A 16,180-nucleotide genomic window follows, 5' to 3' on the forward strand; every position below is an offset into this window, starting at 1 on the left:
GACACCGGGTATGATTACGATGGACGGCCTAATAAACTTCTCTCTATGAGAACATTCCATCCAAAACGGCCAAAGGTAAATAGAAAAGGGCTCAGAGGTGCGCGATTGGCGTTTCGGCACCGCAGGCCTCACACTTGAGGTAGTGGAAGCGCCCCTTCTTGATGATCTTCGTATCCGGAGCTCCACAGACGGGACAGATGACGAACTCCTTGAGGTACTTCTTGAGCTTGTTGCTTATCAGGTATGGCGTAAAGCGTCCCTGGAGGATTACCCTCCTTCCCTCTATGCTTCCCGCCGTTGCGACCTCCCTGAGGACGAACTTGAGCAGGTGGTTTGGGTCCCTGTTCATCGCCTCGGCTATGTCCATGAAGTTCTCGATGATCGTCCTGCTGCCGGCTATGGTGACCTGCGCGGGCGGAACCTCAAACCTCGAGCCGTGGTGCTTAACGTTCTCCGGGAGCTCTTCGTAGGCCTTCTCGAGGAGCCCCTCGTAATCGTAATAGTCAATTTCCTTCTCAACCATTCCTTTCACCTCCCTATGCTACACGGTAATAGCCATCCCTTGGGCTATAAATTTGACCCTCGTTAAAGAGTCTCTCGACGATCTTCCTGACCTCGTCTTTATTCATACCCTTTTCAGTGGCTTCCTTTATAATATCATCTATTGCCGCCCCGTGCTGGCTGCCCTTCTCGAGCTGCTTTATTATTCCGATCACGCGCTCTATCTTGTTTATCTGCTTCGAACTCCTCCCCACCTCGAGGACTGATATGTCGAGTTCCCCGCTCTCGTCCCTCGCTATCTGGCTCAGGGTGTACTCTACGAGCTCTATCGCTTCCTTCGCATCTTCCCTCGTCACCACGTCGCTGAGGCGCATTCTGGCGTGGGCCTCACTGAGTCTGATCAACGCCTCCAGCTGCCTCGCGGTTATTGGCATCGGCTTTACTTCCTCCTCGCCCTCTGTCCTGGGGCGCCTCTTCCTCATCTTGACGTAGTAGCGCTTTATCTCCTCCATTGCCTCTTTGCTGAGCACGGGGTGGACGTTCTTCCTCGCGTAGGCGATGTACTTTTTGAGGAGGTCATAGGGCACCTTTGGCGTAACGACTTCCTTCTCGCCGCGCCTCACCTTGAGGATGTGCTCCGCTATGGCCGCATCGGTCTCCTCGTCCGGCTCGTCAAGGAGCACGAAGATAAGGTCAAACCTCGATATGAGCGTTGGTGGAAGCTCGAGCTGCTCGGGCAATGGCTTTGCCCTGTTGAAGCGGCCGTACTTGGGGTTTGCCGCTGCCAGAACTGTCGTTCTAGCGTTTAATGTTGCCGTAATACCTGCCTTGGATATGCTGATCGTGTTGTGGAGAACCAGCCCATGGGAGACGAAGAGGTGGTAGGGCTCGACGGTTACGTCGTAAACCCACTCCCAGCCGGTGTTTGGGATTTTCTCGACCCTCTTCACCTTCAGGAAGTTCACGTTGCCCTTCCACCATTCGAGGAACCTGTTGAGTTCCTTTCTGGCCATTGAGGCTCTCTCCTCGGCTGCACTCCGTACCACGCCCAGCGCTATGGGGTCGCCGGCTTTCACGAGCTTCCTGAGTTTTCCATAGGTTATACCGTACCTCTGGTATACCCACGTCTTGGGCAGGAGGTCAAGGGCCCTCGCGGGGTTCTCGTGGGGCAGCTTCTCGAGCTCTTCAAGCCTCTCCAATACCCTGCGCAGGTACTTCTCAATGGTGCCTCCCTTCACGACCCTCTGGTTGAAATCGGCGCGCTCCTTTGGGGTCTGGGTTACCCCGAGTATCCTGCCGGCCCGCGTTAGGGGCTTCACAAGTTCCTTCGGTAACAGGCGCTCCCCATCCACGACCTCGTAACCGTTGGCATAGCGCTTTAGCTTTGAGAGTTTCCCCGTGGAGTAGGTGTAGTCGTGGTAGTCCTCCGCTTCCCTCAGATCCTTAAAACGCGCTTTGAACTCTCCCTTGAGCTCGATGGGGTATTTGAGGACGCCGAGGGCTATGTCCCCGGGCATGACCTTCTCCGCTGGCTCCTCCCTGATCTCACCGTCTTCCCACACCATAACCGGGTGCTCGGGCGTTACGACTATCTCCCTACCATTTGAGAAGCGGAGCCTCACGAACTCCCCGGGAGCTTTATGCCTGCTCACGCGGTCGGCCTTTACCTTAACTATCTCCTTTTTCTCCAAGTCGTAAGCTAAGAGCTCAATGTCGTCAACGGGCAGTATCTCCGTATCCTTACCGATTATAACCCTGTCGCGGTTCCTCTCTATGAGTTCATCAACGAGCTCCCCTATCTTCACCTTCCTTCCATCGGCTAGGAGGAGCTCAAAGTCGTGGTGGTAGCTCTGCTGCTCGAGGGCTTCGTGTATGGCGCTCCTGTCGCGGTCGCTCATCTTGTCGAACTCGTCAACGCAGTTATGAACGATTATCCCCTCGGCGATGAAGTTGTGCTCTCCCGGGACGTAGAGGTCATAGACATACCCCTCGTAGGGCACGCGCTCAATGGAGATGATTTCATCAAGGAAATAATCTCTGGTAGCGAGGACTTGGAGTTTTACCAGCGTTTCTGGAGGTATCAGTTCTCCGATTTTTTCAATTGTCCTCTTCAACTGTATTCTGCTTGGGAAGTACTTTCCTTTTGCGTAGGCATAAACCGTGCTCCATAGTCCCGCATTCTGGAGCACTGTTGATGGTACTGACTCGATGATCTCCTTCGCTATCGTCCTCACAGGATTCGCTGGGACTTTATCACTTGAAGAGGACACCATATGCTTCTTTTCCGGAAGAGTTTTTGTCTTGACGCTGTAATCCTTAACGGCCATTAAAAGGTTTTCAACGTCTTCCCTTCCGGTTATCCGTATTTTGTTCACTCCTTTTCCATGGACAACCTTTGCGTACACGTCAAACCTGCGGAGTAGCATTGCAAACGCACTGTCTCTTTTCTCGTCATTGGAGAGCAGGAACTCGATGTGGACAACTTTTCCTCTCTTACTGCTCTTTATCGAGACACAGCCGTCGGAATCAAGAGCACCAGCTATGAAAGCTTTTAGGGCTTCGTCGTCCAGGGAGAACGCGTTCCTCAAGTAGTTTCCTGTGATGTACTCGTGCAGGAAAGCTAGGAGGGGCGAACTAATGTGGAACGTTATGGACTCACCGGCCACTTTAACACCACTAACTTCCCCTTCCGTTCTCCTCTCGTACTCACGGAGCGGCTTTCCGTAGAAAGAATAGAACGCTTCTCTTATTCTCTCTATCTGCTCTTTGTGAACTTTTGACTGGACTATCCTCACGTGGACTTTCGAACCCTGCTTTGATATCCACCCATCGCCGTAGAGGAACCCAATGAAGTACGCCAGCTCCGGTGTTATGTATGAAACTTTAAAACGTTCCCTGCGGTAATTTGGACCATATGTGAGCGGACGCTCTCTCCATGTCTCATAAACGCCAAGGTCTTTTAGAATCCGTCTGAACCTCTCCACAGTTATTGAGCCCTTACCCGAGAGGAAATCCTTTGAAAGGTTGTATTTTCTGTTGAACTCTGCAAGACTGCTGTAGTGTTTGAGTACTTCTCTCTTCAGCTCCTCTTTTTCTCCCTTCGTGAGCTTTACTTTCCAGTTCTCGGGCAGTATGTCGAGTATGTAAACTTTGGACTGGTTGCTCGGTAGCTTTAGGGGTGCGACTATCGTATCCCCTTCCCTGAACTTCTCGGCCTCTTTCCACTCTAGCGTGTTTCCGTCTATAAGAAGGTGGTCGGGTGTTAGGGTTATCTCGTTGCCTGAGCGTAGCTTTAAGCGGATTAAGTCACCATTCCACGGCTTCCTGCGGATTATTGTGGCTGTACTCTCCCTCGTCCGCATGGTGGGTAAATCAAGAGCTACTACTTCCATGCTCTTCTCCTGAATGTCCACAATCTTGTTGCCGGAGCGCGCTTTGTATGACTTTTGGAGCTCAAATAGATCCTCTATGCGCTGATATTTTCCATCCACAAGGACACGGGAGTCGGGATGGAGACAGGCAAAGCCGCCATCGGCCAAAACAAGAACACCCGCTTCCAGCACCCACGAGCCCGTGAGCTCGTCTCTCACCGCTGCGGCGGTGTTGTGGACAACGAAACCGTTGGCCACGAAGCTGTGAGAACCTTCGACGGTGAGGTCGTAGACATGCTCGTAAGGGCTTTTAATTTTCTCAACCGCTTTGACCTTCTCAAATATGAGATCTGAATCGGCGATTTTCCTTAGGAACCAAACTTTCTCCTGCATCTCATTTTCCCTGGCTGCAACGTCGCTGAGAATCCAGGCAAGCTCCCTATGAGCTTTTTCGTCCCTATCCGCGAGAAGTCTTGCTACCTTAACGAGGAGTCCGTACCCTATCGCCCTGCTCCTCTTTCTCTTGAATAACTCGTAGAACTCCCCCTTCCCAAGTCCAAGCTCCTCCGGCTCAAGGATATTGCCGATCCTGAGCCTGAGTTCGTCGGGCAGGTTGACTGGAGCATCCTCTATCCTCGCTTTTTCGAGGTTTGAAACGATTTTTTCAAGGAGCTTTCTTGAAATGCTCTTACCTTTCTCGACTGCCGAGCCTACGTTGGAGCCGTAGACCTCCTCGATGCTCAGTCCGTAGAATTTCCTTATCTCCCGAACCACTTCTCCAACTCCGGGGATTACGTCAACGTTGGTGTCCCTCCTCGAGCCGCTCAGGGCATCAACGAGCCTCTCGAGCTTTTCCTTCTTCTCCGGATGTTCAAAGTCTATCTCTTCGGCAAAGCGAAGGGCGTTCTCTCCGTATATCTTGAGCTCCCACCTGTCGTGCTTGGAGACAACTTTTTTGCCGTTTATCTCGCTAACTTGTCCCTTTCTGTCCCTCCTCCTTAAATGTGAGACGATGCCAAAGCGGAGGAGGGCAAGCTGCAGCTTCTTAGCCAGCTTCTCGCTCGTGGTGTCGAACTCGATGTAAGAGGACCCGTTTTCTCTCAACACCACAGTGCCGTCGCAGTCGAAGAGTCCCCTGATGTAAGCGGCTAAAACGTTCTTGGGTGCCGTGAAGAGCAGGGGGGGCATGTCCAACCTGTTCGACTTCGGGGAGGGTGGAACACCGAGCTTTTCAAGAATGTGTGCGACGATCTTTGAGTGGAAGCGCACCGCAGGAATTCTTCCCTTTTCCTGGCTTTCTTTGGCCTCGATTCCGAAGAGGTTTCTCGCAAGTTCCTTGAACCTCTCCCTCATCTCTTCACTGCTGTTGGAGAACCTCACTGACACTCCCCACCCAGCCTTGGAGACATCGCCGTCTCCAGCAATGAGCCCAATGAAGTATGCGAGCCTCTCGTCAAGGGTTTTTGGTACCTTGATTCTCTTTCCGTCCTGAAGTGCAACCTCGCTGGGATAAAGTGAGATGAGCGGTTCATCGGCCAGCTTGGCAAGCTCTCTCAGATGCTTCATTGTGATGTTGCCCCAGGCCTTCTCGTTCACCCAGTTGTAGTAGAGCATGTTCTCACTAATTCCGAGGGTTCTGGAGAGTTCCCTCTTTGTAATGCCCTTTTTCCGAGTTGCTTCCTCTATCAGTTGCCTCACGTCTTTCTTAATCCCGTAAAGTACAAGGTCATCCAGGTCACTGAGGAGTTCCATAACGTAAACTAGTTTTTCCTTCACTTGGAGCTCCCTCAGCGTTACAACGTAGTCCCCTTGTTTGAGCTCTTCGGCTTTCTTCCACTGGAACGCACCGCTGAAGGTGAGGAGCTTGGTCTCTGGTGTTGCCGTTATATCTTTCCCTGTGATTGTCTTCACTTTAACAAGTTTCTCAGGGGCTTTCAGTTTCCAGACCCTGCTCATTACGGAGCTTTTAACTTCACCTTTCTCGGGCTCGAGAGAGATGCCCTCCCCAAGATATGGGGCATGTAAGATTCCTTCGGAGTACTCGATGTGTCCGACTTCTTTCACCCAGTCCTCGACAAGGGGTCCAATTTCGCGGATACCGCCGTCGGCAACCACGAGTGAATCCGGCGCAACACATAGACCAGCCGCCGATGAGCTCTTTCCCGATGTGTAAATCGCCCTCGGCGCTAAATTGGCAACATAACGGAGAATCTGGCTGTTGTGAACAAAGATATCGTTTGCTATGAAGTTGTGGTGATCTGGAACCTGAAGGTCATAGATCCACGGGTGCTCTGGCGTGTACTCTTCTATCTCTTCTACTCTGTCCCAGAATATGTCGGAGCTGGCGAGGAGTTCAAGGATTCTAACATCGTTCGAGTTTGGTAAATGTGTTTTGAGAGTTTTGGCTATAACTACGAGCTTTTCTCTGCTGGGCAACCTGTCTCCCCGTTCGTAATGCAGATAAGTGGAACGATTTATACCCATGTCCTTTTGGGTAAGCCCCGCTCTCATCCTGACCTCCCTAAGGGGCTTGCTCACGCCCGGGACTACGTCAACATTCGTGTTGGATTTGATATTCCGGGTCACTTCCCTAAGAATCTCCATCTTTCTCCGAAGTTCGAATCCAATGACATCTCTGAACTTTGCTGCATCCTCTCCGGTAATGAAAAGCCGGTAATATGTCTTTTCCTCTTGCATCTTTCCGTTCGTTGCTTTACTTTTAGTCTCGTGTAATTGGGACTTTATGCCAAACCGCAGTAGCAGGTGTTGTATACCCTTGACAAGTTCTTTTGACGCTGAAACAACCGTTATCTTTGGTCTTCCTTTGTCCACAGTTCCTTCGGCATCGAAGTATCCTCGGAGGAAGGCCTTTATGTCCACGTCCCTGGCACTAAACAGTTGAGGTGGAACCTTTTTCTCAGCAGAGTTGCCGGTTATTTCAAGCCATTCAAGGAGATCATAAAGTTCAATGCTGGATGCATAAACCTCACTTGCGGTCTTTCCTTTGTGGGGGCTTCTCACAGTTGGATCAAGCCCAATCTTGATCAGATATCTGCGAACCGTCTCTATAAGCTCTTCCTCGTTGTTAGTGAAGTAAAGGGTTGCACTACTACCTCTTTTTTGGGTGTACCCCTCTCCCGTAATCAATCCAACAATGTACCAGAACTCTTCGTCTGCGAACTCTGGAAGTACTAGCCTGCTCTTTACAGTCTTTGGTTTTTGAATGGGTGCCCCACTGAGGTTTACTGGTTTTCCAGTTGCAGGAATAACCCTCGGAACTGCAATGAAATCCCCTACTTCCAGCTCTTCCGCTTTTCTTGTCCTGAAGACTCCCTCCTCAAAGACGAAGAAGGGGTGCGTGGGCGTTACCTTTATTTCCCTCCCACTTGCGGTCTTTATCCTGAACATTCTCTCCGGGGCTGTTCTCTTCCATGCGATGTTAGCTTTAACCTTTCTAACCTTCAGCGTTGATGCATCGAGTGCGTAGATTTCGATGTCTATGGGTGCATAATAGCCGTCGTCAACGACTTCGAGGGTCCCCTCTTTCTTAGCCTTCTCTATGGCCTCCTCAACGAGCTCTCCAATGGGCCTAATGCCGCCATCTGCCAGCACAACTTTTGTGTTGTAATCAACGCACTTTGCTACTCCCGGATCTCCAACCAAAAGAACGTGGCTCTCCCCCCTCAGCTTCGTCCCGTCGGGAAGGGCCCTTTGAACCCCTCCAAAGAGGGCCAAAGCTATGCCCTTCTTGACCTTCTCGTGGCCCCATATGGCTGGAGCAATGGACTGGACGATAGCATCCACCACGTCCTTCCTCTTGGCGAGCTCCCTGATCTTCTGCTCGTCCTCCGGGGAGATTTCCAAGTCTTCCACGTCCTTGCTGATGTGGTCTATGTGGTTGACCTCGAGTATCTTGCGGAAGATGGGCCTCTTCTCCTTGCTGTCCATTATGACCCTCAAAACCCCCGTGACTACCACGCGGTCTCCGGGGAGGGAAACGTCAACGAGGTCGTCGAGGAGTATCGCATCAACAAAACGCGGCATCTGGCCACCCTTGAGGCTCTCGGGCCTGTCCTGGAGGCGGAAGGTCTGGAGGTTCATAAAGCGACTCTTTTCAACGTCTATGTCGAGGTTCTTGCTTCCGCAGTTCTCACACCTCGGGGGCTTCACCATGGGGGCGTAGGGCTTCTGGAGCCGCGTCATCTCGTGACCGCAGTCCCTGCACACGAAAACGGCCTTCTCGACGAAGGGCTTCACCTCGCTTATGCGCGTGATGATTCCATCAACCTGAATGAGCCTGTTTATGTGCTCCGCGCTTATGGTCTTGACGAGGAGCGTCTCGGGGAGGTTGTAGAAACGGGGGTGAAGGGACATCTCTTCCCCGAAGTCCTGCTCGAGAACAACCCTGATTGCATCTTCCGCCGCGAGGAGGGCCTCATCGGGGTTCTCAATGAGCTCCTGGGCGAGGGCAGAGTTTATGCTGTTCAGGTGGGCCCAGTCTATATCGAGGGACCTCTTGGGGATTATCGTGAGAAGGTCGTTTATCTTATTCATATATACTTTCTTACCCTCGCTGTCGGCGTAGGAGCGTATGAACTCAATGAACCCGGCTATCATCTCATCCCTTTCCATTACCATCACTCCTCACCCAGCCACGCGTTTCTTATCTTGGACATCTGGAGGTAAAGTTCCTTCTCCTCCGGTGCGAGCTTGTTGAGGACCTCCAGACTCGCAGGGCGGAGCATCACCGCCTTGAGTATCTTGTTGAAGCGGAGCCTCTTGAGCTCGTGGTACTTCTCCCTAAGGTTGGCGAGCTTCGTTATGTACGCCCTGAGGGTCTCGGCGGGATAATCCGAGGGGTTCTCGAGAACCTTGCTGAGGAAGTAGATGTAGAACTCCGTCCGGTCATACAGAACCTTGTCAATGCTCGATAGGGGTTTGTTCTCCCTCTCCTCCTTGATGTAGTGGTCGAGCTCGATTATAACCTTCTCGACCTCGTCAATAACCTCAACTATGCCGCTCTCCCAGAGCTCCTTCGCCTTCCAGTCCTCTATCAGTATGATATCGCCGGCCCGCCAGTCTCCAAAGGGCTGGAGCACCTTTACGGGAATTGAAGCCCTACCCACAAACATTATTCTCACCGTTTTACCTCGTCAGAGACCCCATGGAATAGTCATCATGCTTGGGCTATCAGGTCCTGTGCCTCATCATCCGAGTTCTTAGAGAATTCAGCTCGGTAACTCATATAAGCTTATCGGGGTTGAAACATTCGGGGGTTCCGCCCCCCCACAAAATCAATGAAAAAGGAAATGTCCCCCGAACGGGGATTTCAGGGGCGCTGTTTTTGTGAAACTGCCCCCGGTGTCGCACGAAGTGCTGCACGCAGTGTCTCACGGAGTGAGGTTGCTCACGGAGTGAGGTCCATCGGGCGGAGCTCCTCGAGGAGGTGCTTCGCGAGCTTGATGGTGTTGTCAACATCCCTCGCGTCGGTCAGCTCCACCTGGGAGTGCATGTACTTTATGGGGATGCTCAGGACGGCCGTTGCGACGCCCTCGCGGTTGATCTGCATTATGTTGGCGTCCGTTCCCGTCGGTCTCGGTGAAGCCTCCACCTGGAGAGGTATCTCGTACTTCTTCGCCACCTCATCGGCGAAGGCGCGAACCTTGGGGTTGATGTTGGGTCCAACGTCCATTACGGGGCCCTTTCCAAGCTCCGGAACGATCTTGCCCTTGTCGCCGACCTGCTTGGCGAAGGTGACGTCCATCGCTATTCCAATCTCGGGGTCTATGGCGTAGCTCGCGACGCGCGCTCCCCTCAGTCCGACCTCCTCCTGGACGCTCGCGACGAAGTATATGTCGGCCTCGTGGTTCTCAAGCGCTCTCGCGGCTTCAATCATTGCGTAGAGGCATATCCTGTCGTCGAGGTACGGGGTTGCAAAGCGGTTCTCGTTGAGCCTCACGAACGCAGGGGCGAACTCGCCTATGGTTCCCACCTTAAAGCCGAGCTCTTCGGCCTCCTCCTTACTGTCGGCACCGACGTCCACAACTATCGTATCCCAGTCCGCGGCCTTCTTCCTGTCCTCTGGCTTCTGGATGTGGGGCGGTATGTGCCCAACGACACCGTAGCGCTCGCCCTTCTCCGTGAAGAAGCGAATCCTCTGGGCGACGAGGGTCCTAGGGTCAACACCCCCAACGGGAACCACGTGGAGGTAACCGTTGTTATCAATGTGGTTAACCATAACTCCTATCTTGTCCATGTGGGCCGCTATCATGATTTTCGGTCCAGAACCCTTCTTGTGGGCTATAACGTTGCCGAGCTTATCCACCTTTATCTCATCAACGTGCCCCTCGAGGGCCCCGATAACGACATCTCTGATCCCCATGAACTCGTGCCCAGAAACGCCCGGCGCTTCTATAACCTTCTTCATGAGTTCCCAGTCAACCATTTCAACCACCCCTCTCGTTTAGATGCCAATCTTAATGAGACGACGGGCTATTTAAATTTTTGCCCGCGAAGAGAAACCATTTAAACAACCCATCAGAGGTATAACCATGGGACTCTTCAACTCGGAACTCTGTGCCATCTGCAAGGGTCGAAAGCTCCTCTGCGGCAGGCCCACCTGCCCCATACTTGAGCGCTTCAGGGTGGCCCAGAGCGTGGAGAAAAGGCTCAACAAGCGCGTGATATTCGGCTCCTCTCCGCCGAGCATCTTCGTCGGCGAGTACGGCTACCCCAAGGTGAGGATCGGCCCGCTCGTACCTCCCGTGGAGGGCAACACCTCTCACCTCGACAGCCCTTTGAAGTGGGAGGACAAGAGCATCCGCGATATCCTCTACTACCGCTCCCTCCTGGTGATGGGCGAGACCAGGGCGGACGTCAGCGTGAGGAGGAGCGGGAGGATTTTGAGCGAGGTTCAGGAGCTGGCGATGAGCGTTAAGCCCGTTGACAGTGAGGTTCTCCTCAAGAGCCGGCCCGTTCTTAAGATCATGCCGAGTGAGTTCGCACCTCCAATCGGGCCGAGGGCGGAGCTCCTCGACTTCGAGCTCACGGAAAACCCCAGAATACCGCGGAAGACAGACTACGTCGTAAGCGACGAGCTGAAGGCGGAGCAGGCGATAATGCGCCTCTACAACTGGGGCTTCGACGAGTACTACATAATAAGGCTCCTTTCGGCGGGACTGCTCGGGCTCAACAGGAAGCTCGTCCCCACGAGGTGGAGCATCACCGCCGTTCAGGACACGATAGGGAAGCACCTGCGCCGCGAGATTCTAACCTATCCTGAGATAAACGATTACGAGGTGTACTTCCACGAGTTCCTCGGCAACCGCTACGCCGTTCTGCTGATGCCCGAGAGCTACGCCTTCGAGCTCCTTGAGGTTTGGCTTAAGGGCTCTCTCTTCGGGGCGAGTGAGCCTAGCGTAATCCACGACTACGAGGACTTCCGTGGAATAAAGGGGTACGCGGAGCAGACGACGGGGGCATACTACGCCGCTCGTTTGAGCGTTTTGGAACACCTGAGGGCGAGGAGAAGGAGTGCGAGGGTTGTGGTCTTCCGCGAGGTAACGCCGGCCTACTACGCTCCCGTTGGGGTGTGGCAGATAAGAGTGGGGGTTAAGAAGGCCATGGAGAACCCCGTTGGGAAGTTCAACACCCTCAGGGAGGCCCTTAAGGCCGTGAAGGTCCGCCTTGAGCACCCCTTTGGGAAGTACCTTGCCAGGAGCTGGGTTCTTGGCAACCTTGCCAGGCAGAAAACTCTGGACGAATGGATTGGAGGGGGAGGGTATGGGAGAAAACCCGAAGGAGAACATTAAAGAGCTCAAAGAGATGGCAGAGGAGGTTTCTAGGCTCAGGGAGGAACTCGAGAGGATGAAGAGGTTGCTCGAGAAGCTCGAGGAAGCCCGAAAGGGGTGATGGTTCATGGAGCGGAAAAAACTGGCCCTGGTGAGCCTCGACGGCAACGGGATTTACAACCTCGAGCACATGCCTTTCCTGAGCGAGCTGGCTGAAAAGGGCGATTTCGCGGTGGTGGACTCTATATTCCCCACGCTTACCGACCTGGTTCATACGAGCGTCATGACGGGCGTTTTTCCCACCGTCCACGGCGTGGTTGAGAACGGCTACTACGACCGCCTCTCCGACACCAAGGTTAATTTCTACGATTACGAGGTGGCATTCAACCCCCACAGCGTTATAAAGGCCCAGACGGTCGTTGACATCCTGCGGGAGAGGGGCGTGAGGAGCGCCTCCGTCTCCGGCTACACGATGCCTCCCTTCAGCGGCACAAACGTTCGCATCTTTCCGCCTTTTTTCAGCGACGACAAGCTCTACAGGAAGCACGGGCGTGACTGGAGGAAGGACGTTTGGGTTCTCAACTCGGCCCTCTACCTCTACGAGGAGTGCAGACCTGATCTGCTACTCGTTCACTTCGCCTCGATTGACGGAATGAGCCACGATTACGGTCCCCTGAGCGAGGGGGCTTTAAAGGCCGTTGAGACGGTTGATACATCGCTTAGAACCCTTTGGGAGCGCCTCAGGGATGAGTACGCCTTCATAATCTTCGCAGACCACGGACAGGAGAGGGTGGAGAAGTGGGTGAACCTGAGGATCTACCTTAGAAAGCACGGAATAGAGACGCTCAGAGTTTCATCCGGCGGCGGGGCCCACATATATCTAAGGAACCCCCATGAGGCGGAGGACGCTTACCTCCTATTAAAGCGCGCCCCGGGGGTTAAACACGTCTTCTTCAGGGAGGATTTGCCACACGTTAATTCCCCCCACAGCGGCGAGCTCCTGGTTTCGGCTAAGGAGGGGTACTGGTTCTGCTCTCACAGGCTGTGCAGGGGAGTTAAAGGGGAGAGCCACTGGGTTAAGGGCATGCACGGTTCTATGAACACACCCGTTATCAAAGTCCCTCTAATCCTCTGGGGCTTTGAAGGGAGCAACCTCGAGAACGCCTCGCTTATGGACATAGCGCCGACAGTTCTGAGGTTCTTCGGGGTGGAAAAGCCCGGAGACATGGTGGGGAAGACCCTGATTTGATATCACAGACGAGGGGGCGCGGGTGAGAAGGCAAATAAAGGATAACGTGCGATACCCTTCGGTGGTATCATGAAGGTTGACCTCAACGCCGACCTCGGCGAGAGCTTCGGGAGGTACAAGCTCGGCCTCGACGAGGAGGTTATGAACTACATCACCAGCGCTAATGTAGCGACTGGCTGGCACGCGGGAGACCCGCTCGTGATGAGAAAGACCGTGAGGCTGGCGAAGGAGAAGGGTGTAGCTGTTGGCGCCCATCCCGGTTACCCTGACCTTCTCGGCTTCGGCAGGAGGTACATGAAGCTTTCCCGGGAAGAGGCGAGGAACTACATCCTCTATCAGGTGGGGGCGCTCTACGCCTTTGTTAGAGCAGAAGGCCTTGAGTTCCAGCACGTCAAGCCACATGGGGCACTCTACAACGCCCTGGTGAAGGAAGAGGAGCTCGCGAGGGGAGTCATTGAGGGGATGGCCGACTTCGACAAAAACCTCATCTTCGTAACGCTCTCGGGCTCAAGGCCGGCGGAGATAGCGGAGGAGATGGGCGTTAAGGTAGCGCACGAGGTCTTCGCCGACAGGGCCTACAATCCGGACGGAACCCTCGTCCCGCGTTCGGAGCCCGGTGCCGTTATCCACGACAAGGAGGAGGTAGCCGAGCGCGTGATTTCAATGGTCAAGGACGGCGGCGTGAGGGCGATCAATGGCGAGTGGGTCGAACTGAAGGCCGATACCATCTGCCTCCACGGGGACAACCCGAAAGCTGTAGAGATAGCGGCGCACATAAGGAAAGTGCTGGGGGAGGAAGGGGTTAAGGTAGTTCCAATGAGGGAAGTGGTCAGGTGAGAGCATGGAAATAAAGCCCCTCGGCGATTCCGCCCTTCTCATTTCCTTCGGTGAGGTCATAGACGATAGGATAAACGCGAGGATTCACGCCCTTGCGAGGGCTATCGAGGGGAAGGGCTTCGAGTGGCTGGTAGAGGTCGTCCTGGCCTACTCTTCCCTGGCAGTAATCTTTGACCCGCTGAAGGTAACTTTCGAGGAAGTTAAGAAGGCCGTTGCGCCCCTGCTTGATGTGAGCGCTGAAACCTTCAAGGGAAGAAAAATAGAGATACCCGTCCTATACGGTGGCGAATACGGGCCTGATATAGAGTTCGTCGCAGAGTACAACGGGCTTAGCGTTGAGGACGTTATCGAAATTCACTCCAAACCGGTCTACCACGTTTACTTCCTCGGCTTCCTGCCGGGGTTTGCCTACCTCGGGGGGATGGACGAGCGCATAGCGGCCCCGAGGCTCGAGAGGCCCCGCCTCAATGTCCCAGCTGGCTCGGTGGGCATAGCGGGAAGGCAGACCGGCATTTATCCGCTCGAAAGCCCCGGAGGCTGGCGGCTGATTGGGAGAACCCCGCTGAGACTCTTCAACCCGGCGAGAGAGCCACCAACGCTCCTCCAGCCGGGCGATGAGGTTAGGTTCGTGCCGATTGATGAGGAAGAGTTCTGGGAAATCTACAAAGCAGAGTGGGGGTTAGGCAGTGATTGAGCTCCTCAAAGTACCATCGCTTTTAACCGTTCAGGATGCGGGGAGGAGGGGATACAGAAAACTCGGCGTCCCGGTTTCGGGCTTCATGGACGACTTCTCCGCGAGAATAGCGAACTACCTCGTAGGGAACCCCGGGGATGCTCCGCTTCTCGAGTTCCTCCTGGCCGGCCCTAAGTTACGGTTCAACGCCTCGGCGGTCTTCGCAATAGCGGGCGACACTGAAGTTAGGCTCAACGGGGTTCCCGTAGAACCATGGATGAGCCACTGGGCGAAGAGGGGGGACCTCCTCGAGGTCGAAACCCTGAGGAGCGGCCTCTACGGCTACATTGCCTTCGCGGGGGGGATAACGTGCGAGAGGCTTTTGGGGAGCTGTTCGGCCTATCCCAAAGCGGGCCTCGGGAAGCCGCTGAAGGCAGGGGATGGGCTAAACGTTGGATATGCGATTCTAACGGGCAAAGAAGGGAGGTACCTCCCTCCCCAGCTGCGGCCGGACCACTCGCGCGATAGGGTGGAAGTCCGCGTACTCCTCGGCCCGGATTTAGAGCACTTCACCGAGAGGGGAATCGAGACATTCCTAAACTCGAAATACACGGTAACACCGGAGAGCGACAGGATGGGCTACCGTCTGGACGGGCCGGCGGTGGAGCACTCGGGGAGGGACGCGGGCATAGTTACGGAGCCTTTGGTCCCGGGAACTGTCCAGGTACCGGCCAACGGGAAGCCGATAGTGATGATGAAGGATGCTCAAACAACGGGCGGCTACGCGAAGATAGCGACCGTTATAAGCGCCGACATCCACCTACTCGCCCAGAGTCGGCCGGGCACAATGGTGAGGTTCAGGGAAGTGCCCCTAGATGAGGCGCGGGAGACGTTGAGGAGGCGGGAGAAAACCCTCGAGGCGATAAGGGACCTCCTCGATGGAAAAATACGGGCCTATTCGATCAGGGCCCTGGGTGAGGAGTTCACTCTCTTCGCCGGAAAGGTTTAATAGCTAATCCCCCTCTCGTTCTTCGGTGGGAGAAGTGATAAAGGCGATTTCGCTTGACATTGACGGGACGATAACACACCCCGACAGGAGGCTTAGCGAGGAAGCGCTCAGGGCCATAAGGCTCGCCGAGAGTCTTGGCGTCCCTGTAATGCTCGTCACTGGAAACTCGGTTCCCTTCGCCGAGGCCGCTGCGATCTTCATCGGCACGAGCGGGCCGGTCATAGCCGAGGACGGCGGAGCACTTTCACTCAAGGGCGAGAGCACGATGAGGAAGCGCGTTTTCCTCACGGACATGGACGAGGAGTGGATTCTCTGGAGCGAGCTTAGGAAGCGCCACCCCGAGGCAGTCTTGAGCTTTTCAATGCCCGAGAGAAAGGCCGGGCTCGTCGTTTTTCGCACGGTTCCGGTGGAGGCCGTGAGGGAGATCATAGAGGAGCTGGGGCTGAACCTGGTTGCCGTTGATTCGGGCTTCGCCATCCACATAAAGAAGCCGTGGATAAACAAGGGGGAGGGGATAGCCAGGGCCTGCGAGTACCTCAGCATCTCCCCGAAAGAGGTCGCCCACGTTGGCGATGGGGAGAACGACCTAGATGCCTTCCGCGTCGTCGGCTACCGCGTTGCCATAGCCCAGGCCCCAGAGAGCGTGAAGGAGAAGGCCGACTACGTCACCCAGAAGCCCTACGGGGACGGCGGGGCCGAGGCGGTTATGCACATCCTCAGGAAGTTCGGCTATCTAAAGGAGTGATGCCT

11 protein-coding genes are annotated in these 16,180 nt (G+C 54.6%); 7 read left to right on the plus strand and 4 right to left on the minus strand.

What is annotated here, in order from left to right; translation table 11 throughout:
- Positions 1 to 91 precede the first annotated feature (91 nt).
- The 4 genes from PFER_RS09985 to PFER_RS10000 form a co-directional block, all read right to left on the minus strand.
- Positions 92 to 523 carry a translation initiation factor IF-2 subunit beta gene (locus PFER_RS09985; protein ID WP_048151761.1) on the minus strand — a complete coding sequence of 144 codons (432 nt, stop codon included), beginning with the start codon at positions 521 to 523 and terminating at the stop codon, positions 92 to 94.
- Between the two features lie 13 nt (positions 524 to 536).
- Positions 537 to 8,504 (minus strand): LAGLIDADG family homing endonuclease, encoded by a 7,968-nt coding sequence (locus PFER_RS09990; RefSeq protein WP_048152640.1) that lies wholly within the window; start codon positions 8,502 to 8,504, stop codon positions 537 to 539.
- Between the two features lie 5 nt (positions 8,505 to 8,509).
- The gene (locus PFER_RS09995) at positions 8,510 to 9,004 is read right to left on the minus strand and encodes a Gins 23 protein (RefSeq protein ID WP_048151764.1); all 495 of its coding nucleotides are present in this window, start codon (positions 9,002 to 9,004) and stop codon (positions 8,510 to 8,512) included.
- Between the two features lie 275 nt (positions 9,005 to 9,279).
- Complete coding sequence (locus tag PFER_RS10000; RefSeq protein ID WP_048151766.1) at positions 9,280 to 10,317, minus strand: lysyl aminopeptidase; 1,038 nt, start codon at positions 10,315 to 10,317, stop codon at positions 9,280 to 9,282.
- A gap of 106 nt (positions 10,318 to 10,423) precedes the next feature.
- Here PFER_RS10000 and PFER_RS10005 point away from each other — a divergent pair, with 106 nt between their 5' ends.
- The 7 genes from PFER_RS10005 to PFER_RS10030 all read left to right on the plus strand — a co-directional run bounded on the left by PFER_RS10005 (position 10,424) and on the right by PFER_RS10030 (position 16,175).
- Entirely contained in the window at positions 10,424 to 11,683 is a 1,260-nt protein-coding gene (locus PFER_RS10005; RefSeq protein WP_048151768.1) for an Nre family DNA repair protein, read from the plus strand.
- The gene (locus tag PFER_RS12550) at positions 11,655 to 11,783 is read left to right on the plus strand and encodes a hypothetical protein (RefSeq protein ID WP_281175723.1); all 129 of its coding nucleotides are present in this window, start codon (positions 11,655 to 11,657) and stop codon (positions 11,781 to 11,783) included. Before PFER_RS10005 ends, PFER_RS12550 begins: the two co-directional genes overlap by 29 nt.
- A gap of 6 nt (positions 11,784 to 11,789) precedes the next feature.
- Complete coding sequence (locus PFER_RS10010; protein WP_048151770.1) at positions 11,790 to 12,911, plus strand: alkaline phosphatase family protein; 1,122 nt, start codon at positions 11,790 to 11,792, stop codon at positions 12,909 to 12,911.
- Positions 12,912 to 12,980: 69 nt separating this feature from the next.
- Entirely contained in the window at positions 12,981 to 13,748 is a 768-nt protein-coding gene (locus PFER_RS10015; RefSeq protein WP_048151773.1) for a LamB/YcsF family protein, read from the plus strand.
- 4 nt (positions 13,749 to 13,752) lie between these two features.
- A complete protein-coding gene (gene pxpB / locus PFER_RS10020; protein WP_048151776.1) occupies positions 13,753 to 14,442 on the plus strand; it encodes a 5-oxoprolinase subunit PxpB in 690 nt (229 codons plus the stop codon).
- Positions 14,435 to 15,430: a 5-oxoprolinase subunit C family protein gene (locus PFER_RS10025; protein ID WP_048151779.1), complete on the plus strand. Its 996-nt coding sequence runs from the start codon at positions 14,435 to 14,437 to the stop codon at positions 15,428 to 15,430. The genes pxpB and PFER_RS10025 overlap by 8 nt, the downstream gene beginning before the upstream one ends.
- A gap of 34 nt (positions 15,431 to 15,464) precedes the next feature.
- On the plus strand, positions 15,465 to 16,175 hold the full coding sequence (locus PFER_RS10030) for a phosphoglycolate phosphatase (RefSeq protein ID WP_048151782.1): 711 nt from the start codon (positions 15,465 to 15,467) through the stop codon (positions 16,173 to 16,175).
- Positions 16,176 to 16,180: the final 5 nt, after the last annotated feature.

This window comes from Palaeococcus ferrophilus DSM 13482, assembly GCF_000966265.1.
Classification (GTDB): Archaea; Methanobacteriota_B; Thermococci; order Thermococcales; family Thermococcaceae; genus Palaeococcus; species Palaeococcus ferrophilus.